Annotated in this window: 21 protein-coding genes; 12 read left to right on the forward strand and 9 right to left on the reverse strand. The window is 72.3% G+C overall.

What is annotated here, in order from left to right; all coding sequences use genetic code 11:
- Together ACWGDE_RS19820 and kdpF are read right to left on the reverse strand one after the other, a co-directional pair.
- On the reverse strand, positions 1-518 hold a 518-nt coding region (locus ACWGDE_RS19820; RefSeq protein ID WP_453390295.1), incomplete at its 3' end, for a potassium-transporting ATPase subunit KdpA.
- A 2-nt stretch (positions 519-520) separates the two neighbouring features.
- Positions 521-610: a K(+)-transporting ATPase subunit F gene (gene kdpF, locus ACWGDE_RS19825; protein ID WP_037807443.1), complete on the reverse strand. Its 90-nt coding sequence runs from the start codon at positions 608-610 to the stop codon at positions 521-523.
- Between the two features lie 409 nt (positions 611-1,019).
- Here kdpF and ACWGDE_RS19830 point away from each other — a divergent pair, with 409 nt between their 5' ends.
- The 4 genes from ACWGDE_RS19830 (at position 1,020) to ACWGDE_RS19845 (ending at position 4,241) form a co-directional block, all read left to right on the forward strand.
- A complete protein-coding gene (locus ACWGDE_RS19830) occupies positions 1,020-2,921 on the forward strand; it encodes an APC family permease (RefSeq protein WP_453390296.1) in 1,902 nt (633 codons plus the stop codon).
- A 37-nt stretch (positions 2,922-2,958) separates the two neighbouring features.
- Positions 2,959-3,294 (forward strand): YnfA family protein, encoded by a 336-nt coding sequence (locus ACWGDE_RS19835; RefSeq protein ID WP_453390297.1) that lies wholly within the window; start codon positions 2,959-2,961, stop codon positions 3,292-3,294.
- 71 nt (positions 3,295-3,365) lie between these two features.
- Positions 3,366-3,761 carry a hypothetical protein gene (locus tag ACWGDE_RS19840; RefSeq protein WP_453390298.1) on the forward strand — a complete coding sequence of 132 codons (396 nt, stop codon included), beginning with the start codon at positions 3,366-3,368 and terminating at the stop codon, positions 3,759-3,761.
- 84 nt (positions 3,762-3,845) lie between these two features.
- A complete protein-coding gene (locus tag ACWGDE_RS19845) occupies positions 3,846-4,241 on the forward strand; it encodes a luciferase domain-containing protein (protein ID WP_453390299.1) in 396 nt (131 codons plus the stop codon).
- On the opposite strand, the gene ACWGDE_RS19850 is transcribed toward ACWGDE_RS19845, so the two are convergent.
- The gene (locus ACWGDE_RS19850; RefSeq protein WP_453390300.1) at positions 4,219-5,445 is read right to left on the reverse strand and encodes an MFS transporter; all 1,227 of its coding nucleotides are present in this window, start codon (positions 5,443-5,445) and stop codon (positions 4,219-4,221) included. The genes ACWGDE_RS19845 and ACWGDE_RS19850 overlap by 23 nt on opposite strands.
- A 94-nt stretch (positions 5,446-5,539) precedes the next feature.
- On the opposite strand from ACWGDE_RS19850, the gene ACWGDE_RS19855 reads away from it, so the two are divergent.
- The gene (locus ACWGDE_RS19855) at positions 5,540-6,133 is read left to right on the forward strand and encodes a CGNR zinc finger domain-containing protein (protein WP_453390301.1); all 594 of its coding nucleotides are present in this window, start codon (positions 5,540-5,542) and stop codon (positions 6,131-6,133) included.
- 18 nt (positions 6,134-6,151) lie between these two features.
- Here the strand turns inward: ACWGDE_RS19855 and ACWGDE_RS19860 are convergent, their stop codons facing one another.
- From ACWGDE_RS19860 to ACWGDE_RS19875, 4 genes are read right to left on the reverse strand one after another with little or no spacing between them, the layout of a single operon-like run.
- Positions 6,152-8,341 (reverse strand): bifunctional polysaccharide deacetylase/glycosyltransferase family 2 protein, encoded by a 2,190-nt coding sequence (locus ACWGDE_RS19860; RefSeq protein ID WP_453390302.1) that lies wholly within the window; start codon positions 8,339-8,341, stop codon positions 6,152-6,154.
- A gap of 37 nt (positions 8,342-8,378) precedes the next feature.
- The gene (locus ACWGDE_RS19865) at positions 8,379-9,089 is read right to left on the reverse strand and encodes a hypothetical protein (RefSeq protein WP_453390303.1); all 711 of its coding nucleotides are present in this window, start codon (positions 9,087-9,089) and stop codon (positions 8,379-8,381) included.
- A 44-nt stretch (positions 9,090-9,133) separates the two neighbouring features.
- The gene (locus ACWGDE_RS19870; protein WP_453390304.1) at positions 9,134-10,051 is read right to left on the reverse strand and encodes a hypothetical protein; all 918 of its coding nucleotides are present in this window, start codon (positions 10,049-10,051) and stop codon (positions 9,134-9,136) included.
- Positions 10,048-10,770 carry an RNA polymerase sigma factor gene (locus ACWGDE_RS19875; protein ID WP_453390313.1) on the reverse strand — a complete coding sequence of 241 codons (723 nt, stop codon included), beginning with the start codon at positions 10,768-10,770 and terminating at the stop codon, positions 10,048-10,050. Before ACWGDE_RS19875 ends, ACWGDE_RS19870 begins: the two co-directional genes overlap by 4 nt.
- A 209-nt stretch (positions 10,771-10,979) precedes the next feature.
- Between ACWGDE_RS19875 and ACWGDE_RS19880 the strand changes: the two genes are divergently transcribed.
- The 6 genes from ACWGDE_RS19880 to ACWGDE_RS19905 all read left to right on the forward strand — a co-directional run bounded on the left by ACWGDE_RS19880 (position 10,980) and on the right by ACWGDE_RS19905 (position 16,431).
- Entirely contained in the window at positions 10,980-11,294 is a 315-nt protein-coding gene (locus tag ACWGDE_RS19880; RefSeq protein WP_453390305.1) for a hypothetical protein, read from the forward strand.
- 45 nt (positions 11,295-11,339) lie between these two features.
- Positions 11,340-11,741 carry an LPXTG cell wall anchor domain-containing protein gene (locus ACWGDE_RS19885; protein ID WP_453390306.1) on the forward strand — a complete coding sequence of 134 codons (402 nt, stop codon included), beginning with the start codon at positions 11,340-11,342 and terminating at the stop codon, positions 11,739-11,741.
- Between the two features lie 223 nt (positions 11,742-11,964).
- The gene (locus ACWGDE_RS19890; protein ID WP_453390307.1) at positions 11,965-13,011 is read left to right on the forward strand and encodes a M4 family metallopeptidase; all 1,047 of its coding nucleotides are present in this window, start codon (positions 11,965-11,967) and stop codon (positions 13,009-13,011) included.
- Between the two features lie 255 nt (positions 13,012-13,266).
- On the forward strand, positions 13,267-14,841 hold the full coding sequence (locus ACWGDE_RS19895; RefSeq protein WP_453390314.1) for a M4 family metallopeptidase: 1,575 nt from the start codon (positions 13,267-13,269) through the stop codon (positions 14,839-14,841).
- 124 nt (positions 14,842-14,965) lie between these two features.
- On the forward strand, positions 14,966-15,553 hold the full coding sequence (locus tag ACWGDE_RS19900) for an AAA family ATPase (RefSeq protein ID WP_453390308.1): 588 nt from the start codon (positions 14,966-14,968) through the stop codon (positions 15,551-15,553).
- Between the two features lie 113 nt (positions 15,554-15,666).
- On the forward strand, positions 15,667-16,431 hold the full coding sequence (locus ACWGDE_RS19905) for a metallophosphoesterase (RefSeq protein ID WP_453390309.1): 765 nt from the start codon (positions 15,667-15,669) through the stop codon (positions 16,429-16,431).
- Here ACWGDE_RS19905 and ACWGDE_RS19910 read toward each other — a convergent pair.
- Together ACWGDE_RS19910 and ACWGDE_RS19915 are read right to left on the reverse strand one after the other, a co-directional pair.
- Positions 16,404-16,694 carry a DUF2087 domain-containing protein gene (locus tag ACWGDE_RS19910; RefSeq protein ID WP_453390310.1) on the reverse strand — a complete coding sequence of 97 codons (291 nt, stop codon included), beginning with the start codon at positions 16,692-16,694 and terminating at the stop codon, positions 16,404-16,406. The two genes, ACWGDE_RS19905 and ACWGDE_RS19910, sit on opposite strands and share 28 nt — an antisense overlap.
- A 1-nt stretch (position 16,695) precedes the next feature.
- On the reverse strand, positions 16,696-17,970 hold the full coding sequence (locus ACWGDE_RS19915) for a S1 RNA-binding domain-containing protein (protein ID WP_453390311.1): 1,275 nt from the start codon (positions 17,968-17,970) through the stop codon (positions 16,696-16,698).
- Between the two features lie 210 nt (positions 17,971-18,180).
- On the opposite strand from ACWGDE_RS19915, the gene ACWGDE_RS19920 reads away from it, so the two are divergent.
- The coding region (locus ACWGDE_RS19920; protein WP_453390312.1) for a penicillin acylase family protein at positions 18,181-20,923 on the forward strand (2,743 nt) is incomplete at its 3' end.

Below are 20,923 nucleotides of genomic sequence, written 5' to 3' on the forward strand. Positions count from 1 at the left end.
GTGCCGCGGACCAGGTCCGACCAGAAGTTGCCGAGCTCGCCGGTCCGGGAGCGCGCGAAGCCCCGTACGAGGGCCACCGCGACGGCCATGCCGACAGCGGCGGACACGAAGTTCTGGACCGCGAGGCCGCCGGTCTGGACGACGTGGCCCATGGCCTGCTCGCCCGCGTACGACTGCCAGTTGGTGTTCGCCACGAAGGAGGCGGCGGTGTTGAAGGCCTGGTCCGGGTCGATCGCGACGAAGCCGAGCGAGCCGGGCAGGACGCCCTGGGCGCGCTGGAGGGCGTAGAGGAAGAGGACGCCGACCGCCGAGAAGGCGAGGACGCCCCGCAGGTAGGCGGGCCAGCGCATTTCGGCGTTCGGGTTGGCGCCGATGGCCTTGTAGATCCACTTCTCGGGGGCGTAGTGCCTCTCGGAGGAGTAGACCCGGGCCATGTAATCGCCGAGCGGACGGTAGGCCAGTGCGAGCGCGGCGATGAGCGCGAGCAGCTGGAGCACACCAGCGGTGACGGGGCTCATGCTCAGAACCTCTCCGGGTACACGAGGGCGAGGACGAGGTAACCCAGCAGGGAGACGGCCACGGCGAGGCCGACGATGTTCTCGACGGTCACAGCTTGGCCACCCCTCGGGCGATGAGAGCCACCAGTGCGAAGACCGCGACCGTGGTGACGACGAAGGCCGTATCGGCCATCGTGAGCTCCTGAGTTGAAGAGGAAGTAGGTGAATCGGCCAGACGGCCGAGGACGAGACAACCGTGTCCCCACCCCGCCGTTAAGACGCCTTGACGGCCTCCTTACGGGCGCACGAGAACTCTTGACGCCGCCCTTACGCGAAAGATCAACTAGAAGCTCTGGCGCCGCCTCGCGCGGCCGGCCCCCCGTGCTCCGCCCCCGGGCCCCCGCATATGGATCGCGTGAAGAGTGGCGGGCCGGCCGTATGGATCACGCCAAGAGTGCTGGCGGCCACCCCCGTAAGCCTTCGACGCTGTCCTGACTTTGCTCATTCGGAGGGATCGGCGACATGGCCATGCAGGTGGGGAAGCAGACAGCGGCAGCTCAGGGGCCGGGCCAGGAGGAGCCCCCCGATACCGGCGCGACCGTGACGGGGGACCGGCACAAGCTGACTGCCGTGCAGGGCCTGGCCGCGCTGTCGCTCGACGCGATGGCCTCCGTCGCGTACGGGCCCGAGTCGATCGTGCTCGTCCTGGCCGCGGCCGGTGCGTACGGGATGGGGTTCACGCTCCCCGTCACGCTGGCGATCGCCGGGCTCCTCGCCGTGCTGGTCGCCTCGTACCGCCAGGTGATCGCCGCCTTTCCCGACGGCGGTGGTTCCTACGCCGTCGCCAAACGCCATCTGGGGCGGCGTACGAGCCTGGTCGCCGCGGCCTCGCTGATCCTCGACTACGTGCTGAACGTCGCGGTCTCCGTCACCGCCGGTGTGGCCGCGCTGACTTCGGCCTTCCCGGGGCTCCACGGCCAGCGGGTGTGGATCTGCCTCGGTGTGCTCGTCCTGGTCACCGCCGTGAACCTGCGCGGGGTCGTCGACTCCGCCAAGGCCTTCCTCGTCCCGACCGCGGTCTTCGTCGGCTCGATCCTCGTGATGATCGCCGTCGGCCTCTTCCGTGACGGCCCCGTCAGCACCGCCTCGGCCGCCGGACACGCCTCCGCACTCGGCGAGGGCGCCACCGCAGTCGGTGCGCTCCTGCTGCTCAAGGCCTTCGCGGCCGGCTGCTCCGCCCTCACCGGCGTCGAGGCCGTCGCCAACGCCGTCCCCTCCTTCCGTGCGCCGGCCGCCCGCCGGGCCCAGGGCACCGAGGTCGCCCTCGGCGCGCTGCTCGGCGTCATGCTGATCGGCCTGTCGATCCTCATCGGCCGCTTCCACCTCCAGCCGGTGGAGGGAGTGACCGTCCTCGCCCAACTTGCCGACGCCTCGTTCGGCCACAACGCGGCCTTCTACGTGGTCCAGTTCGCCACCGTGGTGCTGCTCGCGCTCGCCGCGAACACCTCCTTCGGCGGGCTGCCCGTCCTGATGAGCCTGCTGGCGCGCGACCACCACATGCCGCACTTCTTCGCCCTCAAGGCCGACCGCCAGGTGCACCGTCACGGTGTCGTCTGGCTGGCGCTCGTCTCGGCCGCACTCCTCGTGGTCTCCGGCGGCGACACCAACACCCTCGTCCCGCTCTTCGCGATCGGCGTCTTCGTCGGCTTCACGATCTGTCAGGTCGGGATGGTCCTGCACTGGTACGGCGGGCGCCCGAAGGGCTGGCAGGCGAAGGCGGCGCTCAACGGCTTCGGCGCGCTGCTGACCGGGGTCTCCGCGGTGGTCGTCACGGCCACCAGGTTCACCGAGGGGGCCTGGCTGATCGTCCTCGCCCTGCCGCTGATCGTCGTCGGCTTCGAGAAGGTCCACCGGGCGTACACCGAGATCGGTGAACGCCTCGAACTCGGCCGTGTTCCGCGTCCGCCGCACCGGGCGCACTCGCTGGTCGTGGTCCCCGTCTCGGGGCTGTCCCGCCTGACCTGCCGGGCCCTCACCGCGGCGCGCTCGCTCGGGGACGAGGTCCTCGCCGTCACCGTCACCCACCCCACCGCCGAGGACCGGCGGGGAGCCGACGCGCTGCGCCGGGACTGGGAGTTGTGGAATCCCGGCGTGGAGCTCGTCGAACTCGCCTCGGAGAGGCGCGCGGTGGGCCGTCCGGTATCGGCGTACGTACGCGAGCTCGCGCGAACCCACCCGGACGCCCAGGTCACCGTACTCATCCCGGAGACCGAGCCCGCCCACCTGTGGCAGCGGATCCTGCAGAACCAGCGCGGCTCCGTGGTCGCCCACGCCGTCCGCAGGGACACCGACGCCGTCATCTGCCGGCTCCGCTTCCGACTCGGCGCACGGAGTGAACCGCCGGCCCTTGACGGCTTCCGCTGACGATCAACGGCGCGGGTCCGCCGTAAGGTCCGGGGGTATGACCGTCGCTCGATCCGTCGCCCTGTTCGCCGTCGCCGCCCTGTTCGAGATCGGCGGCGCCTGGCTGGTCTGGCAGGGCATCCGCGAGCACAAGGGCTGGATCTGGATCGGCGCCGGAGTCATCGCCCTCGGCCTCTACGGCGTGGTGGCCACCTTCCAGGCCGACGACGACTTCGGACGCATCCTCGCCGCGTACGGGGGGATCTTCGTGGCCGGGTCCATCGCCTGGGGCATGGTCGCCGACGGGTACCGGCCCGACCGCTACGACGTCATCGGCGCCCTGGTCTGCCTCGCCGGTATGGCCGTGATCATGTACGCGCCCCGCGGTCACTGACCTGCCGCGTCTTGTGCGCCGGCCGGTGGTGGGCGATGATCTGGGCTTTCCATCGGGCGGGGGCGATGTCGGTGACCTTTGTGATGATCGTGGCTGGGCTGATCGGGTTCGTGGTCTTCGCGATCTCGTTGGGCGTCTACGTGCACGCCGGTCCGCTGTTGAAGAGGGGCGTGCGCACCTCTGCCGTCTGTGTGAACGTGGGTCAGGTCGCGGCGGGTTCGATGCTGTTGCTGGAGTACACGCCCCCGGGCGGCCCCGCGCGGCAGTACACGGTGGGTCCGTTCACGTTCCCGCCCGTGCGGGTCGGGGAACGGCTCGATGTGATCTACGACCCGAAGCGCCCGCAGGAGGCGAGCCTCCCGGAGCGGCTTCCCAGGAGCACGCGCGGTCTGCTGATCGGCATGGCCGTGTCCGGCGCGGTGCTCGCGGCCTGCGCGGTACGGATCGTGATCGCCGTGCGCGGCTGACGGCGGGCCTGGGCGGGGCCGCTCAGCGGTCACATTGCGCCACGGGTCTTGTGGCCGCACGCTCCGGGCGTGCAGGCTCGACGCATGAACACGGCTAGGCATGCCAGTGAACAGCTGATGAGTTGGCCTTCGCTCGTCGAAGGCCGGCCTGCCTGTGGTGCCGCACTCGGTCTGAACGCGGGGGCACAGGAGATCGTCCACTTCCACGGAGAGCACGAGGCCGACGTCCACCTGACGCGCACGATGATCACCAAACTCCGTCCGGCCCTCGCTGCGTCCACCGCCATAACCCTGCGCACCGGCTCGGAATGGGTGACGGTACGCCTGGACATCGGTTCCGACGTGGACCTGTTGGCCACTCTCGTCAGCGCCGCGCTCCAGGCCGCCGGCCAGACGGAGGAGCGTACGAGGAGCCGGAATCCGGACCCCTGTACACGGCACGGAGGAGCGACCGCTGTCATCGGAAGGGCGTGCGCCTGACGGCGATCCCGGGCCGTTCCCCGGCCGGTGCCGAAGGGGGACGTACGGGGTGGCGGATGTGCAGCGCGGCGAGCAACACGCAGAGCGCGGCCATCACGGACCAGAGGGCGGTCGTCCCCGCGCGGGCGAGCAACTGGGTACCGAGGACGGGTGCGAGCGTCGCCGCGATGCCCCAGCTGGTACCGAAGAGGGCGAGGTAGCGACCGCTCGCGCCGGGCGGGGCGAGGTCGGTCACGAGGGCGTAGACGCGGCCCATGACCAGCAGGTCGCCGAGACTCCACACGGCGGCCGAGACGAGGAGCGCGGGCAGGCCGCGGGCGAGGGCGTAGCCCATCAGGCCCGCGGCCAGGAGGAGATGGGCGAGGGCGAGCGTGACGGGCGTGGTGAGATCGCTCGTCCAGCGCAGCCCGATCAAGGGCTGGGCGAGCACGGTGGTGGCCGCGGCGGCGGTGAACAACAGGCCCGCGTAGGCGGCGGGCAGACCCTGCCGGTCGAGGGCGAGCGGGAGGGTCATCACGGTCTGCTGGTTGATCAGGGCGTAGGCGGTTCCGGTGGCCAGGACGCTCAACAGGGCCCGGTCCCGCAGCGGTCGTACGGCGGTGGCGTCCCGGTCCCCTCCGGGAGGTGCCGGACGGTCGTGGGGGAGGGCCAGCCGGATCAGCAGCGCGCAGGCCAGGCACGTCGCGGCGTCGACGACGAAGAGCCAGCGCAGGTCCCAGCGTCCGAGCAGGGCGGCGAGCAGTCCCGCGCCCATGCCGCCCGCCGCGAGCGCGGCGCTGAACAGGCTGAACGCGCGCACCCGTTGCCGCTCCGGCACGGATTCGCCGATGATCGCCTGGCTCGGCGGCTCGTAGAGCTCGAAGGACAGTCCGAGCAGCACCGCCCCGCAGACCGCCCAGGCGAGTGAGGCGGAGGCCGCGATGGCCAGCTGGGCCACGGCGCAGCCGCAGAGCCCGAGCACGATGGTCGTCCGCCGGCCGATGCGGTCGGCCAGTCCTCCCCCGGCCAGCCGCGAGGGGATCGTCGCGAGCCCGAAAGCCGCGGTGACCAGCCCGGCGGTGGTCAGGCTCGCTCCGTGGTCGGCGCAGATCAGCGCGGTGAGGAAGGGCAGCGAGAAGGCTCCGAGCCGGTTGACGATCCGGGCGAGCAGGAGCAGACGGACGGTGCGGGGCAATGGATCCGGACGCAACGCGGCACCCTTCATCCCACACTCCTCATCACTGGTGAATCGTCTATTGTCAGTGACGTACACCGTAGGCGGGTGAAAGGTAACTGGTCAAGTGTTGTTCGACAGTCACATGCGTACGTTGCTCGATGCGTCGGTGGCGCTCGTCAACGCGTTGACCGACGGTGAGGCACGCGGGCGTCGCTACGCCGCTCCCGAGGGGGCCGAGCGGGTCGGGGCGGTCCGCGCGGCGCTTTCCGCCGGGGCGGACCTGGGGCCCGACGACGCCGACCGGTTGGCCGACATCGCCGGAGCCCTGCGCACCGTGTTCGAGGCCGCGGACGCCGACCGCCTCGACGACGCGGCCCCCGCCCTCAACGCGCTGCTGCGGGAGACCGGCGCCCGCCCCCAGCTCGACCGGGCCCCCGGGGAGCCCTGGCAGGTCCACTTCCACGGCGCCGAGGATTCCTACGCCACCGGCTGGGGCGCCGGCTGCGCCACCGGCCTCGCCATGGCGCTCGGCGGCGACTACGCCGGACGCCTGGGGGTCTGCGCGGCCGGGCGCTGCGACCGGGTCTACGTGGACACGTCCCGCAACGCCGGCCGCCAGTTCTGCTCGACCGCCTGCCAGAACAGGGTCAAGGCGGCGGCGTTCCGCGCGCGGCGCGCGAGCGGCGAGGACGATCGGGCCGGTGGGGCGCCGGGCACGGCTCACCCGGAGAAGTGAACTCGCGGCGCCCTGACGTCAGTCGCGCCCGGCGCGCCGGGCGCGGGCGGGGTGCGCGTGCGGCTCGGCGGGATGCGGTGCCGAGACGGGGACCTGGAGGCTTCCGTAGCGTTCCATGCGCTGCCAGCGCAGACGTGATCCGGCGATGGCGGTGAACACCGACTGGATGACGACCAGGTACATCAGCTGCCGGTACACGAACTGCTGGAGCGGCAGGCTCCACAGCGGGCCGGGGTGCTCCTCGTCGAGGTGGAAGGCGTAGAGGCCCATCAGGACCTGGAGGAGCAGGAAGGCGCTCCACAGGCCCAGGATCCGCAGCGGGTCGAGGAAGATCAGGCCGAAGACCGCGGTGACGTCCACCACGGGGGCGAGCAGGGGCAGCAGGACCTGGAACATCAGGAGGTACAGCAGACCCCGGCGGCCGAGCTTTCCGGCCTGGCCGCGCTGGCCGAGCGCGCCGCGGTGCTTCCACATGGCCTGGAGGGTCCCGTAGCACCAGCGGTAGCGCTGTTTCCAGAGGGCGCCGAGCGTGGCGGGGGCCTCGGTCCAGGCCTTGGCGCGCTCCTCGTAGACGACGCGCCAGCCGTCACGGCACAGGGCCATGGTGAGGTCGGTGTCCTCGGCGAGGGTGGTGTCGCTCACGCCGCCGACGCGCAGGAGGGCCTCGCGGCGGAAGGCACCGATCGCGCCGGGCACGGTGGGCATGCATTCGGCGAGGTCGAAGAGGCGCCGGTCGAGGTTGAAACCGACGACGTACTCGATGTGCTGCCAGCGGCCCAGCAGACCGCCGCGGTTGACGACCTTGGCGTTGCCCGACACGGCTCCGACGCGGCGGTGGGCGAAGGGCTGGACGATCATGCGGACGGCGTCCGGTTCGAAGACGGTGTCTCCGTCGACCATGACGAGCAGGTTGCAGGAGGCGGCGGCGATACCCGTGTTGAGGGCGGCGGGCTTCCCGGCGTTCTGCTGGCGGATGACGCGCACGTACGGCAGGCGCAGGGCCTCCACGATGTCGGCGGTGCCGTCGGTGGAGCCGTCGTCGACCACGATGACCTCCACCGGATGGTCGGAGGCCAGCAGTGAGCGGACGGCCGCCTCGATGCCGGCGGCCTCGTTGTAGGCCGGGACGATGACGCTGACCGGTTCGGTGACCGGGGCACCCCAGGGCTTGCGGCGCTTGCGCACGTGGCGGCGGGCGGCGGTGAAGACGGCCAGGGCGCGCAGCACGCTGACCGCACCCGCCGCCCACAGCAGCCAGGAGAGCGCCGTCAGGACCCAGTCGCTGGCGCGCAGGGCGCTGATCAGCGAGATCCCCTGCCACTCGTCGGCGGACGCCGCCTGGTGCGTGGGGGCGGGCAGGCCGGTGGCGTCGCTGACGGTGGCGAATTGGAAGCCCGCAGCCTTGAGCCGCGGGATGAGACGTTCGAGGGCCGCCACGGTCTGCGAGCGGTCGCCACCCGCGTCGTGCATGAGCAGGATCTGGCCGTCGGCGCCCTTGGGCGTGGAGTTGGCCACGATCTCGTCCACACCGGGGCGGCGCCAGTCCCGGCTGTCCTGAGTGGTGAGGACGGTGAGGTACCCGTCCTGGCCCGCCTGGACGACGACGTCCCAGTCGCCGTCGCTCAGCGCCTCGCCGGTCGAGGAGTACGGCAGGCGCAGGAGGGGGGTGGTGATGCCGGTGGCACCGGCGATGACCAGCTGGCTCTCGCGCAGTTCCAGGGAGCGGCGCCAGGGCGAGGCCGCGGCGAGGTTGGTGTGGGTGAAGGTGTGGACGCCGATCTCGTGGCCGTCCTCGACGATCCGGCGCGCCAGTTCGGGATGGGCCGCGACCTGCGCGCCGACGGTGAAGAAGGTGGCATGGACATCGTTGCGGCGCAGGACGTCGAGGACCTCGGGCGTCCACCGGGGGTCCGGTCCGTCGTCGAAGGTCAGGGCGATCGTGCGGGGTTCGACGCGTACCGTCCGCCCGGAGAACCCCTCGATCACCGGGCCGCCCGTCCGGATGTGCTCGGGGACGGTGTCCGCCGGTCCCGGATCGCGGGGAGCGCCGTCGGCGGTGGTGTCGAACATGTGCTTGGCGTAGCCCTGGAGCAGCAGGGCCGCCGACAGGGTCAGGACCAGTGTGGTCAGGAGCAGCCAGTGGGTGCGCAGGGGGACGTTGCGTACGGTGCTGTGCCGGCCGCGCGGTGCGCGGCGGTTCTTCGACAAGGTGGGGAGTGCTTCCTGCCTGGGCTGGTGGGGCGGATCAGGGGTGGGCGGTCGGTTTGCCGCCCTGACCGGGCGCGGTCGTGGGCTTGCCGTGACCGGTCGAACCGGGGGCCGGCGTGGCCCCGTTGCCGTTGCCGTTCCCGGGGGACGGGGTCGGATTCGGGCCGGGGGCGGTCGTGGCGCCCGCCGTGGTCCCGGGGGCGGTGCCGCGGGTGGGGCCCGTGGTGGCGGTCGCCGGCGCCTGGGCCGCACCGCCCGTGGCCGCGCCGGAGGATTTCGCCGGAGCGGGGGACGAACCGGCCGGCGCCGGAGGTTTGCTCTGCGCCGATTCCGGGACCTGAGGGGTGTGGGGGAGCGGCAGGAACGGGGAGGAGAGCGTGGGTCCGCCGAACAGAGCGCTGATCAGCAGGACGATGTAGCCGACGGCGGGAACGACGAGGAGCCAACCCAGTCGCCGCACCCGGCGCTGACGCCTGCCCGAGGAGTCGACGAAGACGGGGCCGGCAGCGGACCCGGTCGGCGGGCCCGGCTCCGCGGGGCGCGGGGCGGGCTCGTCGAGACGCAGGACGGGGACCGGGACGGTGTCGTAGACAGTGCTGCCGACCGGGGCGGTGTCGTAGACAGTGCTGCCGACCGGGGCGGTGTCGTAGACCGTGCCGTCGACCGGGGCGTACGCCGGGGCGTACGCCGGGGTGCAGGCCGGGGCGTAGGCCGTGTCGTCGTGCGTGGAGCCCGGTTGTCGGTGCATCGGTGGACAGCCTCTACGGGGTGGTGGACGTGAGCGGGGCGGAGCTACGGGGTGGTGCCGGCGGGGCGGCCCGGCGATCCGTCCTTGCGGGACGGGGACGGGGACGGGCCTGTGCTCGGCGGACCCGTCGGATGGGTGCCCGGCGGGTGTTCGCCGGAGCTCGGTCCCGGAGTGACGGGCCTGCGACTCGGTTCGGGTTTGCCCGGATGCGTCGGGCCCGCGGAGTCCTGCGGGACGCCCGTGGGAGCCGGGGACGGCGAGCCGGCGCCCTGCTCCGGCGGGCCGCTCAGGACGGGCGCGCAGTAACCCGGAACGCCGGACCGGCTTCCCGCTGCCGCGACCAGCGCGGCGAACCGCTGCTCGGACAGGGCGTCGAGGGAATCCGGGCCCCCGGCACGGGCGAACGTGCGGCACAGCTCGGCCAGGTCGGCGGGCACGGACGTGGGGGAGCTCCTGAGGATTCCCGGGGGCGCCTCGCCCGAGTCCGGCGCGACGGCGACGGCGGAGGGCGACGGGTGCGCGTGCTCGGGGGTGCCGCCCAGGACGGCGGGGAGGTTGCCCGTGCCGGCCGCGACCGCGACACCGCCCAGGGTGGCCGCCAGTGCGGCGGCCGCAATCTTCGCGCCGAGGAGCGTCGCCGGCGTGAACATCGATCGCCCCCGGGAGGAGGGAGCGGGGGCGGGCGCAGGGGCAGAGGCGGGATCGGCGGCGGTGGCAGTGGTGGCAGTGGTGGCGGTGGTGGCGGTGGCAGTGGTGGCGAGACGAGCGGCCCGGAACATGGCCATGGCCTCCCGTTCACCGGCCACCTCGCCGTTGCCCGCCGGAGCGGCGGCGGCGGCGAGCAGTCCCGCGAGGGCCTCGTGACCATGACCGCCCGACGGGTCCGGCGAGCCCGACCGGGCACCGGCGAGCAGCTGCTCGGCCGTGGCATGGTCGATTCGACGGGTTCGGTGGGTGCTCATGTCGTGTCCTTCAGCGTTCGCGCCGTCGTCGGTGTCACTCGTGTGGCGAAAGTTTTCTCGGATTCCCTCGGATCGCCCGGTCCGCCCTCGCTCCCGGCGGTGCCCGCGCCCTGCTGTTCGAGGAGTTTGGCGAGCTTGCGCAGCCCCCGGTGCGAGGCCATCCGTACCGCTCCGGCCCGCTTCCCGAGCACGCGCGCGGCGCTGGCCGCGTCCAGGTCCATGACCACCCGCAGGAGCACGGCCTCCGCCTGGTCACGGGGCAGCGTCGCGATCAGCGCGAGGGCCGCACCCGTACCGACCGTGGCCAGCGCGGTCCCCTCGGTGTCCTCGGGAGCCGCCCGGTCGAGCAGGTACTCGACCGGCACGCTCGCGGCCGGCCGGCGCCGCCGGCTGCGCAGCAGGTCCATGGCCCGGTTCCGGCCGATGGTCGAGACCCAGCCGCGGAACCCGTCGTAGTCCCCGCTGAACGAGCCCAGGTCCCTGGATATCTGGAGCCACGCCTCGGAAGCCACGTCCTCGGCATCCTCGCCGACCAGGACGGCCAGATAGCGCAGGAGTACGGGCTGCACCGCTCGGAACAGCGCCTGGAAGGCGGCTTCGTCCCCCTCCTGAGCTGCTCTGATGGCGCCCGTCATGTCTCCCGGGTCCTCCGGCGTCCCCGGGGTACCCGCTTCGCTGTCGGCCTCGCCGAACTCCTCCGCACTGTGCACGCGGGACATCATGCGGCACGCCGGGCCGATGGCTCACCCCGGCCGACCCCGCCGGGGAGTGCTCGGGGATCGGTCGTCAAATCGGCCAAAGCGCAACAATCGACCACGTAAGCACAAAAGATGGCGAACGGGTCTTGACGCGGGAGTGGCCTGGTCAGCAAGCTGAGCGGCGCCACCCCCACGGCCCCTTTCCCCCCATCTGTGCCAGAGGTGTCTCCATGCCCATCTCCCGCAGCAACTGGGCTACGGCAGCGGTCTCGGTGGCGGCGTTCTCCGCCATCGCCGCAAGTGCCGTACCCGCCTTCGCTTCCGACTCGTACACCATCCCCCTCCACCAGCAGCTCCCCCTCACCGCGGCCGGCTTCGGCTCGAAGGGCACCTGCGAGGGCATCCCCTCGTCGCAGGACGGCTGGCACTTCATAGCCCCGGGCAACCCCCAGCAGATCGCCTTCGTGAAGCTGACGGTGACGTTCGAGCCCGGCGTCCAGAAGGTCGTCACCCTCTTCGGCCCGCCCAACGGCAACCACGCGTAAGTCGCTTCGGAGCCGGGCGCCACCCTCACCTCCGCGGTCGCCGAGGTGACGGGCGGCAGCCTGGAATGGTTCAACCTGTCCCACACCTGCCCGGCCGGCACGAACCCGAGCCCCAGCACCAGCATCAGTCCCAGTCCTTCGGTGACACCGTCCGGCACCCCGTCGTCCACGCCCTCCGGGACGCCGTCCGGCACTCCCTCCGGCAGTGCGACGCCCCCGTCGTCCTCCCCGCCGGCGTCCCCGTCCGCGACGCCGGGAGCCGGCTCGCCGCCCGGGGCGACGCCGAGCGCCACGGCCTCCTCGCCCGCCCCGGGCACGGGTGGCACGACCGGCGGTGACCTGGCCCACACCGGGTCGGACCTGCCGGTGGGGCTGCTCGCGACCCTGGCCGGCGCACTGGTCGCGGCCGGCGCCGTACTCGTCGTACGCAGGCGCAAGGCGCTCTAGCCGTACGCGGAGGCGCGCATCCGCGGACGCCCGGCCGGCGCGAGGCCCGGCGCGAGGCCCGGCGCCAGGGTCGGGCGCAAGGCCCGGCGCAAGGCCGGGCGTCCGTGGATCAGTTGGTTTGCGTCCGGGGCTGGTCAAACGCGGCGACGTTGAGCAAGGATCGCGACCGCGCCTCGCGACCCGCGTTCTTCCGGCGCCACGCATCCATCACAGGAGGATGTCCATGCCCCGCCCCGTTTCCCGTGGCCGCACCGCAGCGGTCATCGCATCCATGGCGCTGCTCGGCGCGGCCGCACCGGCCTCCGCCGTCGCGGCCGGGCCCGCGGCCGGCCTGCCCCAGGGCCGCGTCTTCATGGTCAACCCCGTCCAGTCCACCGGCGACCAGACGCTCGCCGACGCCAAGGACTCCGCTGGCGCCGTGCCCGCCTCCGCTTACGCCACGGTCGCGCTGCGCAACCTGGACGGCAGCGGCGGACTTTCGGGCCGGTGGGTGTACATCCGCTCGGAGACCGGCGCCCCGGCGGCCGTGCGGGACGCCGCCGGGTACACCCGTGCGGACGACGGATTCGAGCAGGTCATGGCCTACTTCTGGGTCAACGAGGCGCAGGAGTACCTGCAGGGCCTCGGGTTCGGGAGCGAGCTGCCCGGCGCCAACGACCGCGCCCAGCCCGTCCGGCTCAACCAGTGGGGCGCCGACAACTCCTTCTTCACCGACAAGAAGGCCGAGATCCGCTTCGGCAAGGGCGGTGTCGACGATGCCGAGGACGCGGAGGTCATCGTCCACGAGTACGGGCACGCCGTGCACAACGCGCAGGTCCCCGGCTTCGGCAGCTCCCCGGAGGCCGGGGCGATAGGCGAGGCCTTCGGCGACTACCTGGCCGTCGAGGTCGGCGACCACGCCGGTGCCGTCCACGGCTGGCCGCGCGGTACGGATCTGGCGTGCGTGGCCGACTGGGACTCGGTCGGCTACAGCGCCGCCCCGCACTGCCTGCGCCGCATCGACGGCAACAAGGTCTACGCGGACCGGACCGGTGAGGTGCACGCGGACGGCGAGATCTGGTCCCGCGCCCTCTTCGACATCCGCGCGGCCCTGGGCGCCCGAACCGCCGACCGCATCATCGTCAACGCCCAGTTCGGCTTCGCCCCCGACACCAGCTTCCAGGACGCGGCCCTCACCACGATCGCCACCGCTCAGAGCATGTACGGCAAGACCGCGGCGGACGCGGTGCGGACGGCGTTCAAGAACCGTCAGATCCCCGGCGTCCAGTAGCTCCGCCGACACCTGGCGAAGCCCGGCGCCCCGCGGGGAAGTTCCCGCGGGGCACCGTCGCGGACGGGTGGCGCCGGCCGACGGTCCGGAGCGAAGCGGAATGTTCCGTTTTTGACCGTAGAGCGGACATCGTGCCCCGCTCTTCGGACAACAGCAGGTCAAATTCTTGTTGCGTCCCTGTCATTCGAACTCTTCTTCCTGGCAATCTCGCAGCCGTTCCCCCACGGCAACCCAGGAGAGCGAGTGACCCACCCCATGTCCTCAACCCCCGTACCCCGCAGCCGCACCCGCATGCTGCGCGCCGCCGCCGTCGTCGCCTCGGCGGCGATGGTCGCCATCGCGGCCCAGAGCGGATCCGCCAGCGCAGCGGCAGAGCGCGAGGCCGGAGCCACTGCCCTCAACCTGTCGGCCGGCGCGCGCGCCCAGGCGATATCGGCAGCTCAGACCGGAGCGGCGGACACCGCTCGCGCCATCGGTCTCGCGGACGAAGAGCGCCTCGTGGCCCGCGACGTGATCAAGGACGCGGACGGCACGGTCCACACCCGCTACGAGCGCACCTACGCCGGACTGCCCGTCCTCGGCGGTGATCTGGTGGTCCATCAGAAGAAGAACGGCAGCCGCAAGACCACCAAGGGAACCGAGGCCCGTCTGGCCCCGGCCGGGGCCCGCTCCTTGAAGGCGGCGCCCGTCGGCGCCCGTGAGGTCGTCTGGGCGGCCACCGGCAAGCCGGTCTTCGCCTACGAAGCCGTCGTCACCGGCGTCCAGGCCGACGGTACGCCCAGCGAGCGCCACGTCGTCACGGACGCGGCCACCGGTGCGGAGCTCTACTCCTACGAGGCCATCGACACCGGCACCGGCACCAGTGAGTACTCCGGCACCGTCACGCTCGGCACCACCCTGAGCGGGTCGTCGTACAGCCTCACCGACGCGGGCCGCGGCGGCCACAAGACCTACGACCTGAACGGCGCCACCTCCACCGCCACCGGCACGCTCTTCACCGACGCCGACGACAAGTGGGGCGACGGCGCCCCCACGAACCGTCAGACAGCGGCCGTGGACGCCCATTACGGCGCTGCCGTGACCTGGGACTTCTACAAGGCCGAGCTGGGCCGCAACGGAATCGCCGGCGACGGCAAGGCGGCCTATTCGCGGGTCCACTACGGCAACGCCTACGTCAACGCCTTCTGGTCCGACAGCTGCTTCTGCATGACCTACGGTGACGGCGCCAACAACCTCAAGCCCCTCACCTCGCTGGACGTGGCCGGCCACGAGATGAGCCACGGCCTGACCGCGGCCACCGCGAAGCTCAACTACAGCCGCGAGTCGGGCGGTCTCAACGAGGCCACCAGTGACATCTTCGGCACCTCCGTGGAGTTCTTCGCCAACAACCCCTCGGACATCGGCGATTACCTCATCGGCGAGAAGATCGACATCCGTGGCAACGGCACGCCGCTGCGCTACATGGACAAGCCGAGCAAGGACGGCGCCTCCGCCGACTACTGGTCGAAGACGGTGGGCCGCCTCGACGTCCACAACTCCTCGGGCGTCGCCAACCACTTCTTCTACCTTCTCTCCGAGGGCAGCGGCGCCAAGACGGTCAACGGCGTCTCCTACAACTCCCCGACCTACGACGGCTCCACCGTCACGGGGATCGGCCGGACCAAGGCCTACAAGATCTGGTACAAGGCGCTCTCGACCTACATGACGTCGACCACCAACTACGCGGGGGCCCGCACGGCGACCCTGCAGGCGGCGGCCGACCTCTACGGCACGACAGGCGTCGAGTACCAGCAGGTGGCGGCGGCCTGGAAGGCCGTGAACGTCAACTGACGGACGCCGGGGGGCCGGTGCCGCGGACCACGCATCCGCGGCGCCGGCCCCGCCCGCATCCGGACCGCATCGTGCCGCCGCGTACCCTCTCCAAGCCTTGATCGTTTGCGCTGGGAGGACTCGTATGAGCTTCGAAACCGTGACCGTTGACCGCGAGCCGGTGGCCGGGGCCGCCGTCCTGCTGACCGGGATCCCCGGGAGCGGGAAGTCCACGGTGGCCGCCGCGCTGGCCCGGCGGCTCCCGATGTCGGCCCACGTCGAAGTGGACGCGCTCCAGGGGATGATCGTCAGCGGCGGGCAGTGGCCCTCGCCGGCGGCGAACGCGGAAGCCGACCGGCAGATCCTCCTGCGGGCCCGCAACGCCTGCCTGCTGGCGCAAAGTTTCGCGCGGGCCGGTTTCGTCCCGGTGCTCGACGACGTCGTGGTCCGCCGTTCCCACCTGGACTTCTACCGCGCGGCGCTGGCGGCCGTGCCGCTCCGCGTCGTCGTCCTCGCTCCGGGCGCGGCGGAGGCCGGGCGGCGGAACCGGGCGCGGGAGAAGGCCCTGACCGTGGACTGGTCGCCGCTGGACGGGGCGATGCGCGCCGAGCTCGCGGACCAGGGGATCTGGATCGACAACGCGGCGCAGACGGTCGAGGAGACGGTCGAAGCGATCCTCTCTTCGACCGGTCTGGCGTCGACCGGTCCGGCGTCGACCGCTCGGGCGACCTGACCGCCGCCGGGCCGCGCCGCCGGGACGCGCCGCTCCCCTCCGACGCACGCGCGCCGCGCATACAATCCCTCCTTCCGGCCTGCCGGAGTTCCGGACCGAAGGAGCCACTGCCCGTGATCGTCATAGCGCACCTCAGCGACGTCCACCTCGACGGCGGCGGCCGGGCCGCCGAGCGCACCCGCGCCGTCATGGAGTACCTGGAGGGGCTCCCGTACGAGCTCGACGCGGTGCTGGTCAGCGGGGACATCGCCGATCACGCGACCGCCGAGGAGTACGAGGAGGCGCGCAAGGCCCTCGACTCGCGCCACCCCCTGGTCGTCTGCCCCGGCAACCACGACGACCGCGCCGCCTTCCGGCGCGGCCTGCTGGGGGAGGAGCGGCCCTCCGCGGCCCCGGTCGACCAGGTGCTGCGCGGCGACGGCTTCGTCCTCGCGGTGTGCGACTCGTCGGTCCCCGGCGAGCACCGGGGGTACCTGGAGGACTCGACGATCGCCTGGCTGGACGGCGTGCTCACCGACACCCCGCGCGAGGTGCCCGTACTGGTCGCCTTCCACCACCCGCCCGTCGCGCTGCACATCCCGTACGTGGACGGGATCAGGCAGTTCGGCGAGGAGCGGCTGGCGGCGCTCGCCGAGCGGCACCCGCATCTGACGGCGTTCCTGTGCGGGCACGCCCACACGGCCGCGGCCACCACCTTCGCGGGACGGCCGCTGCTCGTGGCGCCGGGCGTGGTGTCCACGACCCGGCTCCCGTGGGAGGCCGCGTCGGGCGCCAGCGAGTACATCCACGTGGACGAGCCGCCCGCCGTCGCCTTCCACGTGATCGGCGAGGACGGGCGGCTGACGACGCACTACCGGGTGGTCGTGGCCCGCCGGTAGCCGGAGCCGTCGCGCGTCCGGACGAGGTGCCCGGCGATGACCATGTACCGCCGCAGCGCCGCGCAGTCCTCGTGGACGCCCCGCAGCAGGTCGTTCACCTCGGGCTCCGTGTACGCGCGGTCCACCGCGAACAGGGTGTCGGCGAGGTGCACGAGCAACTGCTCGCGCCGGGCGGCCTTGCGCGGAATGGCCGCGAGCCGCCCGGCTGCGTTGAACAGGTCGTCGACGCCTCGTCGCGGGCGGGGTTCGGTGCTTTGTGACATATCAAGGAGCTTCACCGGTCCCCCTGCCCCCGGGCAACGGATTTTCCGGCGCCGGCTCCGCCCACGGATCGGGCTGCAGCGCCTTCAACGACAACTCGGCGTACTCCAGGCGCCATGCGATGCCCAGGACCTCGGCGCGGATCTCGCGGCCCACGGGAGCGACGCCCTCCAGGGCGTCGATGTGCCGCCACGACATCTCGGGGACCTTGAGGAAGCCGAGGCCGCGCCCCAGGTCGCCGTCGAGGTCCACGTACACCCCGACGTCGTGCAGCCCGGTCGCGACGACGCCGGTCACCACGTCCCCGACGCGCAGCCCGCCGAGGTAGGCGCGCACCTTCTCCGCCCGCGTCCGGTCGGCCCGCCACCGGGCCCGGAGCATCCCGTCCGCGTCCGGCAGCACCGCGGCGAGGAGCGGATGCCGGTCGGCCGGGTCGAGTGGGACGAGCCCTGCCCGGTGCCCGGGTCCCTCCTCGACGTGCGGGTACGGGTAGTCGTCCCGTCCCATCCAGGGCTCGGCGGGGAGTTCCCAGATCTCCTTGCCGGGCCTCTCCACCACCAGCAGCACCGCGGGCCCCGCCAGCGCCCGGATCTCCGCGCGCACCGCCTGGGCGTCCTCGCTCAGGTCCGGCCACACCGCGAGCCGGGCCCGCGGCGCCAACTGCCTTACCAAGTCTGTCACTTGCGTGGGCCGGGTCAGCCGGTGCCAGCGGTACGCGTACCCGGCCGGCCGCTCCTCCAGGAGTACGGGCCCCCGCGCGGCGACCAGTGCGGCGACCTCCTCCCAGAACCCGCCGTCGGCCGCCCGCGCGGGCTCGACGGTGTCGCGTTCGGGGTCGTACGGGGAGTACCCCACGCGCCGGGCGGACAACGCCGCCCCGCCCGGCGGCGCGCAGGGCCGGTTCGAGCCGACGTACACGTCGTCGTGCTCCCCGACGTGGACGAAGAACCCGCCTTCGCCGGTCAGCCGGCACCACGGTCCGCTCCGCGCGACCATGGCCCGCACCAGCGCGAGTCCGGTGTCGAGCGGAACCACCGCGCCGTCGTGGAAGGGGCCGGAGGTGACCAAGGGATCAGGCCGCCCCCACCGGAAGCCGAAGAACCCTTCGGCCATGGGGTTGTCGAGGGTGAGTGAGGTGAGGCCGCGCTCCAGCGCGAGCGATGCGAGCCACTCGGCCAACTCATCTGCCATGCGGGTCCGGTCGGACCACGACAGGAACGCGGGCTGTTCGGCGGCGGCAGGGTCGTACGGGGTGACGCGGTACACGAAAGGCGGCATGTCAGCCCCTCGTGCGGCTCGAAGGCGCCCAGAGGGCCGGTCGTGGGTGGACAGGGAGAGTCATCACGCGGCGGATCCTAGGCAGGCGCACCCCTTCACCCGCAACCCCCGCCGCCCGTACAAAAAGTGACGGTCGTTCATCTTACTGAGGGGTAGAACCTCCCAGTACCCTCCCCGTGACCGGTTCCTGCCCCCCACGGAGGAGCACGTATGCGAAGCCCCACCCTGCGCATGAAGACCGCCGTCGCCACCGCCCTCGTTGCCCTCGGCGCAGCCTTGCTCACCCCGGCCGCTTCGGCCGTCGGGGCCGATGGCCCGGTGCCGCTGCCCATCGCCGACTACTGCGGACAGCAGTGCGCCGACATCCTGCCGCCCGGGCAGAGCGGCAACGCCACCCTCGCCCAGATCCTCGCGCACAAGGCGTTCGGGACCATGCCCGCCCACGCCTCGGACCAACTGGCCCGCTACGACTCCCTGGTGGCCGGGTATCCCGGTCTCACCGACGCCAAGGTCAACGAGTTCTTCAACGACGCCTCCTTCGGAGTCCCCGGCGACCAGGTGGAATCCACCTCCAGCCCCCGCCCCGACGTCACCATCACCCGGGACAAGAAGACCGGCGTGCCCCACATCAAGGGCACCACCCGCTACGGGACCTCCTTCGGCGCCGGCTACGCCGCGGGCCAGGACCGGCTCTGGCAGATGGACCTCTTCCGGCACGTCGGCCGCGGCGACCTCACCCCCTTCGCGGGCGGCGCCCTCGCCAACCAGGGCCTGGAGCAGCAGTTCTGGCCGCAGGCCCCGTACACCGAGGCGGACCTCCAGGCCCAGGTGGACCGGATCCGGACCACCGAGGGCGAGCGCGGGCGGCTCGCGATGGAGGACGCCCAGGCCTACGTCGACGGCATCAACGCCTATCGCGTCCAGTCCAAGAACGGCCGCTACTTCCCCGGCGAGTACGTGCTGACCGGCCACATCAACTCCATCACCAACGCCGGTGAGATCCAGCCCTTCAAGCTCACCGACCTGATCGCCCTCGCCTCCGTCGTCGGCGGCCTGTTCGGCGGCGGCGGAGGCGGCGAGGTGCAGGCCGCGCTGTCCCTGCTGTCCGCGCAGCAGAAGTACGGCCTGGAGGAGGGAACCCGCGTCTGGGAGTCCTTCCGCGAGCGCGAGGATCCTGAGGCCGTGCTCACCGTCCACGACGGCTCGAGCTTCCCCTACGCCCAGAAGCCCGCGAACCCGCAGGGCACGGCCCTGCCCGACGCCGGTTCGGTCACCGCCGAGCAGCTCGTGTACGACCGTACGGGCTCGGCCGCGACCGCCGCCACGGCGAGCCCGCCGAAGGTCATGAAGCAGAGCATGTCCAACGCCCTGCTCGTCTCCGGCGCGAAGACCGCGAGCGGCCACCCGGTCGCGGTGTTCGGCCCGCAGACCGGCTACCTCGCACCCCAACTCCTCATGCTCCAGGAGCTGCAAGGGCCAGGAATCAGCGCGCGCGGCGCCTCCTTCGCCGGGGTCAGCATGTACGTGCAGCTCGGCCGCGGCCAGGACTACGCGTGGAGCGCCACCTCCGCCGGCCAGGACATCACCGACACCTTCGCCGTCGAGCTGTGCGAGCCCGGCGGCGGCGCCCCCACCAAGGCGAGCACCTCCTACCTCTACCGGGGCACCTGCACGCCCATGGAGAAGCTGGAGCACACCAACGCCTGGAAGTCCTCCGTCGCCGACTCCACGCCGAACGGCTCCTACCGGATGCAGGTCTGGCGCACCCACTACGGCATCGTCTCGCACCGTGCGACCGTCGCCGGCAAGCCCGTGGCCTACACCGCGCTGCGCTCCACGTACCGCCACGAAGCCGATTCCATCATCGGCTTCCAGATGCTGAACGACCCCTCCTACGTGAAGGACGCCCGCACCTTCCAGGAGGCGGCCCAGCACATCGGCTACGCCTTCAACTGGTTCTACGCCGACTCGCGCGAAGCGGCGTACTACAACAGCGGGTCGAACCCCGTCCGGCCGCCCGGCGTGGATGCCGCGCTGCCCATCCAGGGCAAGCAGCAGTACGAGTGGGTGGGCTTCGACCCGGCCGCCAACACCGCCGCCTACACCCCGCCCGCCGAACACCCGCAGTCCATCGGCCAGGACTACTACGTCAGTTGGAACAACAAGCAGGCCAAGGAGTACAGTGCGGCCGGCTTCGGGATGGGCTCCGTCCACCGCGGCGACCTCCTCGACCAGCGCGTCAAGGCGCTCGTCGCGACGGGCGGCGTGACCAGGGCCAAGCTCACCCAGGCCATGGCGGACGCGGCCGTCACCGATCTGCGCGCCGAGAACCTGCTGCCCGAGCTGCTCGCCGTACTGCGCAGCGCGCCGGCCACCGACCCGGCCGTCTCCGCCGCGATCGACAAGCTGTCCGCCTGGCAGGCGGCCGGGACCGAGCGCAAGGAGACCGCGCAGGGTTCGAAGACGTACGCGCACGCGGACGCCATTCGGATCATGGACGCCTGGTGGCCGCTGCTCGTCGAGGCGGAGTTCAAGCCCGGCCTCGGAACCCCGCTCTACGACGCCCTGCGCGCCTCCCTGACCGTGGACGAGGCGCCCAACGCGGGCCACGGGCCCACCGGTTCACACGCGGGATCGGCCTTCCAGTACGGCTGGTGGAGCTACGCCGACAAGGACCTGCGCGCGGTGCTCGGCCGCCCGGTCTCCGGACCGCTGGCCCGCGCCTACTGCGGCGGCGGGACGCTCGCCGGCTGCCGGGACGTCATGACGGCGACCCTGAAGCAGGCCGCCGCCGCGACGCCGGCCGCCGTGTACCCGGCGGACGGGACCTGCGCCGCGGGCAACCAGTGGTGCGCGGACTCGATCGTGCAGCGTCCGGTGGGCGGCCTGGCCCACCCGCAGATCAACTGGCAGAACCGGCCCACGTATCAGCAGGTGGTGGAGTTCCCCGCCC

The sequence above is a fragment of the Streptomyces sp. NPDC054956 genome (genome assembly GCF_053609185.1).